The 701-nt window shown below is 49.5% G+C and carries 2 tRNA genes and 1 rRNA gene; all 3 read right to left on the bottom strand.

Annotated elements, in window-relative coordinates:
• Positions 1 to 181: 181 nt before the first annotated feature.
• A tRNA-Ala gene (locus JFT63_RS29380) sits at positions 182 to 257 on the bottom strand.
• Between the two features lie 30 nt (positions 258 to 287).
• Positions 288 to 364 (bottom strand) — tRNA-Ile (locus JFT63_RS29375).
• An 81-nt stretch (positions 365 to 445) separates the two neighbouring features.
• A 16S ribosomal RNA gene (locus JFT63_RS29370) occupies positions 446 to 701 on the bottom strand; the annotation flags it as partial.

Here is a 701-nt window from a genome sequence, read left to right as displayed (position 1 = left end):
TAAGAGAACTCACAAATTTTACCTTAGCCTGATCCGTTACCAGTGAAAGTAACGTTCAGTCTATCTTTCTATCACATACCCAAATTTTTAAAGAACGAACTAGTCAAAGACTAGAAATCAACATTCACCATCACAACGATGGAATGCTCATTTCTAAGCTTTATACAAACAGAAGCAGTAGTGGTGGAGCCAAACGGGATCGAACCGTTGACCTCCTGCGTGCAAGGCAGGCGCTCTCCCAGCTGAGCTATGGCCCCGTATTTCTACAGGCGTTTCCCACACAAAATTGGTGGGTCTGGGCAGATTCGAACTGCCGACCTCACCCTTATCAGGGGTGCGCTCTAACCAACTGAGCTACAGACCCAATTTCGGGCTGCTTCTTTCGTCTTCTTCAATGAATCAAGCAATTCGTGTGGGAACTTATGGAGCAGCTGATGTCGTCGATTAAGGAGGTGATCCAGCCGCAGGTTCCCCTACGGCTACCTTGTTACGACTTCACCCCAGTCATGAATCACACCGTGGTAACCGTCCTCCCGAAGGTTAGACTAGCTACTTCTGGTGCAACCCACTCCCATGGTGTGACGGGCGGTGTGTACAAGGCCCGGGAACGTATTCACCGCGACATTCTGATTCGCGATTACTAGCGATTCCGACTTCACGCAGTCGAGTTGCAGACTGCGATCCGGACTACGATCGGTTTT

It is taken from the genome of Pseudomonas sp. MF7453, assembly GCF_016405455.1.
In the GTDB taxonomy this organism is placed as follows: Bacteria; Pseudomonadota; Gammaproteobacteria; order Pseudomonadales; family Pseudomonadaceae; genus Aquipseudomonas; species Aquipseudomonas paralactis.
The sequence above is the reverse complement of the archived record's forward strand: the minus strand, read 5'-3'. Positions and strand labels throughout refer to the sequence as shown.